The sequence below is a fragment of the Candidatus Desulfolinea nitratireducens genome (genome assembly GCF_982879505.1).
Genome location: NZ_CEYOSI010000058.1, coordinates 1 through 5,738, shown reverse-complemented (window position 1 = coordinate 5,738; position 5,738 = coordinate 1). Strand labels below are relative to the sequence as shown.

At 47.6% G+C, this 5,738-nt stretch carries 5 protein-coding genes; all 5 read right to left on the bottom strand.

The genetic code is table 11. The features are described from left to right. On the bottom strand, positions 1-671 hold a 671-nt coding region (locus AC3DOM_RS07050), incomplete at its 3' end, for an agmatine deiminase family protein (protein WP_487918328.1). A 38-nt stretch (positions 672-709) separates the two neighbouring features. Further along, positions 710-2,098, bottom strand: coding sequence for a trimethylamine methyltransferase family protein (locus AC3DOM_RS07045; protein WP_487918327.1), 1,389 nt, complete (start codon positions 2,096-2,098; stop codon positions 710-712). Between the two features lie 9 nt (positions 2,099-2,107). Next, a complete protein-coding gene (locus AC3DOM_RS07040) occupies positions 2,108-3,562 on the bottom strand; it encodes a trimethylamine methyltransferase family protein (RefSeq protein WP_487918326.1) in 1,455 nt (484 codons plus the stop codon). Positions 3,563-3,595: 33 nt separating this feature from the next. Next, positions 3,596-4,525 (bottom strand): ABC transporter permease, encoded by a 930-nt coding sequence (locus tag AC3DOM_RS07035; RefSeq protein WP_487918325.1) that lies wholly within the window; start codon positions 4,523-4,525, stop codon positions 3,596-3,598. Positions 4,526-4,547: 22 nt separating this feature from the next. Further along, positions 4,548-5,600 (bottom strand): ABC transporter permease, encoded by a 1,053-nt coding sequence (locus AC3DOM_RS07030; RefSeq protein WP_487918324.1) that lies wholly within the window; start codon positions 5,598-5,600, stop codon positions 4,548-4,550. Positions 5,601-5,738 lie beyond the last annotated feature (138 nt).

The window sequence follows — 5,738 nt, the reverse complement described above, 5'->3', positions numbered from 1 at the left end:
ATATGAAGATCGGTACTGCTGCCTACCAGATCACAAAATTCCCGGGAGGCGCCAGACAACCAGATGATGTGATCGATTCCCAGATAGTCTTTTATCGCTGTTTCGATTTCCGGCTGGCTTTTCTTTGGATTGCGATTCGGATTGATGATCGAACTGCGAGTGGCGAGCATCGTTCCTTTGCCGTTGACCTCGACAGCGCCTCCCTCCAGGGTGATGGGTGCATTGAACAATGGAAGTGATAGCGCCTGTGCAGTCTTTTCTGGTACCAGGCGATCTTTTTTATACGGTTCGCGTTCCCCCCAACCATTGAAGTTCCAGGCTGTGACGGCTAACTCACCCTGATCATTTACCAGAAAAATCGGGCCACAATCCCGCGCCCAGACATCATCGTTGGGAATGATTTGAATATCCAATTTTTTCTCATCCAAACCGTAATACTTTACCTGGCGGTGAAGGTGATCCCTGCGATGCTCATCCTTTACAACAATGTGGACAGTTTCGTATTCATGCAAAGCCACGGTCATCTCCAGCCAGAGATGTTCCAAATGCAATTGCGTATCCTCATGCGTATCATTATGCGGCCAGATCAGCCAGGTGCCCTCATGAGGTTCCCATTCGGCAGGCATGACATATCCAAGCTCCCGTGGAGTTTCGCCAGATAATTTGGTCATGTCAATTCCCTACCGTCCACCAATTCATAATCGATTCCTTAACCAACTAACACTTTATCGGCTTCCCTCAAGATTTCTTGAATACGCGTTTCTGCTCCCTGAGGCAGTGGTGGTGGGGTGTGAGTATTTAGAATTTCCTGCGCCTCGGCGTGCATAAGTTCCATCAGATCTTTATCGTATGGCGGCCATAGGGGGATGTATTCTTCTCGAGTATATTTCAGCGTTTCTCTCGCGGTAAGGAATTCACCGCCGACACCAACCCGCTTGATCAAATCTGCTTGTAAATGAGCTTCATCGACATTGATGGGGGTCAGCATCGTTTCCAATTGATGGATCAAGTGATTATCAAATACCATTTTCTCTAAAGATAAAATTTGTGCCGCGCCTAACAAACCGACGCTGTAAATCTCGTCCGCGCCAGCCAGATATGACAGTATTGTTCCTGAAACAGATTCATAACCATATTGAGCATCAATCTGTTTCGATTTTGTTGTAAGCCCTCTCAGATTGGCTGGGATATTATAAAACCGGGCTAAGTTGACCAAAGCAGTACTCATCCCATACCCATCTGCACTGCCACCATATCTGCCTGTTTGCATATCAAGTTGTGAGGCCTCAGAGCCATAAATGACCGGTGCTCCAGGGTTGGCACACTGAAGTAGAACCAGTCCGCTCAAGAACTCGATATTGTGCATCAATAGCGTGCCACCTAAAGTGACAGGAGAAGTGCCTCCGGCCAAGGGCATGGGAAAAACCATGACTGGGACATTGAGCTTTGCCAATTCGATGCAGGCCTCTGTCATGGGACCATCATGCATCAAAGGAGAAATTGTGCAATCTACAGCCGAAAAAATTGGACGGAAGATGTCGCTGCCTGTGGCTGCTTTAGCTAATTCGACCAGGAATGGCACTTGCTGCGCATTCAGGACTCCCGTGCGCACATGTTTGCTCGTCATGGTGAATGCCTGTGCAAAATGATAGATGGTGCGTAAGTGGGCAGGGATATCACTGGCAGATACGGTCACATTGACAATGTCAATTTTGTCCAGAGCGTCGGCAAAGAGCAACATTCTTCGGAGATCTTCAGCACAGGAATCGTGAATTTCACCGGTTTCAAGATCGATAGCCTGTGTTCCCTGGCTATCCGTTGTATGATGTGCACGTGTGCCATTTAATAGCAAATTGCGACCAGGATCTCTTGCCCCCAGGACAACATCTCGAGGTGCGCTTTTAATAGCCCATTCGACGAGTTCAGGGGGAATTGAAGCCCAGTTGCGGTCGTAGTCCACCTTGCAGCCCCTATCTTCCAAAATTTCCAGCGCTTTACGTGTTTTGAAGTCTATTCCCACATTTTGAAGTACATCCAAGCTATGTTCATGGATGCGCGTCACATCTTGCTCAGATAATGCTGGCCGCAGAGATAACATGATATTAGTTCACCCCTTCAATTCTTTATCGGCTGCTGCCAATATCTGATTGATTTCTTTCTGTACATCCGTGGAAGGTGGTTCTGGATGATGATTTTCGAGAATCCAGGCAACTTTTTCACGGGCATATTCCACTGGCTGGCGGTATTGTCCCACCGAATCTAATTGCTGCAAAATGGAACGTTTCATCGCAGTCCGCATATGCTTGCGTGTATGTTTCTGGCTCAAAAAATGGCCGCCTGGCTTGATGTTCGCAACGATATCAACGGCCAGGGTTTCAGGACTAACATCCAACGCAAGTAAGGAATGACGTGCCCTGTGATATATATCGGTATCTAGAATGATGGCTTCAGGATAGAGTAATGTATAGGTGTTTCGCAACCCAAGCCCAGTGACAATTTCGGCACCGGACAAACTCACCAGGAGGGGGTCTGTAGCAACTTCTGCAGCTGATTGCCAGCTCTGCAATTCGGGGCTTTCAGTCCCAAAAGCTCCGCCAAGAGCGGGCATCCCCCAGTGGTGGGCCATCTCTACAGGGGCGTAACGAACCCGAGCATCCAGAGGATAGCCAACATAAGCAGCAGTGCGAGGGTCTGCCCAGGCATGCAACATTGAATGAAAAACTGGTGCTCCCGGATTTGCCAACTGCATCAGCACGGTTGCGCTAATGATCTCTGCATCTCCCATGGCTAAAGCGCCTGCGTAAGTAGCTGGCGCAGTCGTGCCCATGGTGGGCATGGACATAATAACAATCGGGATACCAGCTTCTCCCAATACCAATGCACCTTCAATTGCTTCTTTATCCTGTACCAGAGGGGCTATCGTGCAAACGATCAGAGAAATGGGTGGACGTTTTCTCACTTCATCCAGGCTGCCGCGTAAGACAGTCGCCATTTCAACCCCGTAGCGGCAAAGCTCCTCGCCCATCATGGTCACGCTCTGATAATGCTTGGTATTGTTTCTCCAGGTTACATCCATTTCATGAATTGGGGAGGTAACCCCACAATCCTGAGCACTGACCATTGTCCAACTAAATGACATGGATGATAAAAAGTCGTTGATACGGGCCATCATGCCTACATCAGATAGCTTGGAAGCACGGCGCTGCCCAGTTTTGAAATCAATAACTTCATGTCCACAACCATCATTGGTGAAGAAAGATACGCCATCTTGCAGTTCTAAATCAAACTCTGGATTACGCGCTCCCAAGGTAAAGTAGCGAGGCACAGTAGTCATTGCTTTGAAAACCAAATCACGGGAAATTTTTACGACTTGCGAATCTCGATCCACATCTGCACCATGGTCAGCAAAGATAGCTAACGCTTTTTCAGATGGAAATTGGACCCCAGTCTTCTCCAGAATATTTAGGGTTGCTTCCTGGAGGTTGGTTAGTTGCTTATCGTCCAAAAAGTTCAACTTATATGGCGTTTTGATCGGTTCAATGATATTAAACTCAGAAGACATCTAACTCCTTTTCCTTTCGAGGTGATTTTTATATTATTCGACTTTGCCTAGAACTTTATAGGGATCCAGGGCGTCGCGCAGTCCATCGCCAATATAGTTCACGGAGATGATCGTTAAGAAAATCATCAAACCAGGGAAAATCGCCAGCCAAGGATAGGTGATTAAATGTTCCTGGGCATTGTTAAGCATATTCCCCCAGCTTGGTGTAGGTGGCATAATCCCAAATCCTAAAAATGATAGACCTGATTCCTCCATAATGGCATATCCTACGCCCAGAGTGGATTCGACAATAATTGGCCCAAAACCATTTGGCAGAATTTCTTTTAGTACTATCCTCGGAGCAGAGGCGCCTAAGGCTTGCGCAGCTTTCACGTATTCCATCTCACGAACAGTCAGGAATACTGCCCGCACCAAGCGGGCGACGGTTGGCCAGGAAAGCGCTCCAAGGACCACAGCAATGGTCATCACACTATTGCCTTTTACAAAGGGCAGATCGGTTTCACGCAAGATGGCGCTTAATAGAATTAAGAACATCAGCGAAGGAATAGAGAGCGTCGCATCAATGATTCTCATGAGTACGTTGTCTATCCACCCGCCATAATAACCGGCAATGGAACCAACAGGAACACCAATACTTAAAGTTATACTGACAACCATCAAGCCAACTAACATAGATACCCTTCCTCCATAGAGAGTCCGGGTCAGGAGATCTCTCCCTAATCCATCGGTGCCAAAAGGGTGCTCCAGGGAAGGCGCCTGGTATCTATTCTTGATATCCGATACTTCAGGATCATAGGGGGAAAGATTTGCAAAAACCGCCGCTAATATTAATAGGATCAGTAGGATTGACCCAACCATAGCGCCTGGGTGGCGTCGAAAACGCTTCCAGGCCAGGGTCCCCATTGTTTCCGGAGGCCTGCTCACCTCGCCAATAATATTGAGTGTTTTTTCGTTGCTATTCATAATTGTTTGTTGTTTCTCTCGATCAGCTATAGCGAACTCGTGGGTCTAGGTATGCGTAGGCAATATCGGCCAATAAATTGCTTATCACTACTATACCAGCGCCAATGATCAAGATCGCCAGCAGGATTGGGTAATCTCTACCTGTGGCGGCGGTATAGAATAAACGGCCCATTCCCGGCCAGGAGAAGAGCAGTTCTACATAAAGGGAGCCAGTAAATATATAAGGAAAATCCAAGGCAAACATTGTTACCAGGGGGATAAGTGCATTTTTGAGGGCGTGTTTGTAGAGCACTTTGCGCTCGATTTGCCCCTTTGCACGCGCCGTCCGAATGTAATCTTGATTGATCACTTCAAGCATGCTGGAGCGCAGAAAGCGCGAATACCAGGCTACCCAGCCCACCAGTCCCATCGTAACAGGCAGGATCAGATGCCTGACCCTGTCCCAAATGGAGTCCCAAAAGGAGAACTCTTCTCCCAGGGTAAACATGCCGCCAGAAGGTAAAAGGGATTCGCCAGTTAGCGGATTGTTTAAGATAGCGTAAAAGAACAGGATTAAAAGGAGACCCAGCCAGAATTCAGGGATGGCCTGCCCCATAAAAGAAAGTGTTGTGGCTGTAATATCAAAACCAGAATATTGCTTGATCGCTGATGTGATGCCGATGGGAATAGCGACGATCCCGGTGAAGAGCAATGTGAAGAACATCAGGTAGACCGTGTTCGGCAACCGATCTGCAATTTGATCTAATACAGGTTCACGGTTCTTGTATGAAAAACCAAAATCACCGCGCAGGATACCTCTCCGGGTTCCATAACCATCCAAATCTCCGTCCCCGTCCTCATCAATCTTCATCCAGTCGTTTCCTGCCAACCAGACTATATATTGAACGGGTAGGGGCTTATCCAGACCAAATGAGCGCCTGATCGCTTCTTTCTTCTCCTCAGGCATCCGATTTGTTCGACTGTAGGCGCTCATTGGCCCACCTGGAGCGATGTTGACCAGCGCAAAAAGAACAATGCTAACCAAAAGCAACATCGGGATTGCCTGCAGCAGGCGGCGTACGATATAGGTACCCATAAAATACTCCTTGTCAGTTATTCAAGGGATGGGTTCAAATCTTGAACCCATCCCTCTGACATACTCGATATTACTGTTCTTAATTATTATATTATTTGAGGGTCCAATCAGCTATGTTCCAGGTCACGGGGTCATTTG

What these genes read in the sequence shown, in the direction of transcription:
- AC3DOM_RS07045 (WP_487918327.1), bottom strand. Translation starts at nt 2,098, where the DNA reads ATGTTATCTCTGCGGCCAGCATTATCTGAGCAAGATGTGACGCGCATC.
- AC3DOM_RS07040 (WP_487918326.1), bottom strand. Translation starts at nt 3,562, where the DNA reads ATGTCTTCTGAGTTTAATATCATTGAACCGATCAAAACGCCATATAAG.
- AC3DOM_RS07035 (WP_487918325.1), bottom strand. Translation starts at nt 4,525, where the DNA reads ATGAATAGCAACGAAAAAACACTCAATATTATTGGCGAGGTGAGCAGG.
- AC3DOM_RS07030 (WP_487918324.1), bottom strand. Translation starts at nt 5,600, where the DNA reads ATGGGTACCTATATCGTACGCCGCCTGCTGCAGGCAATCCCGATGTTG.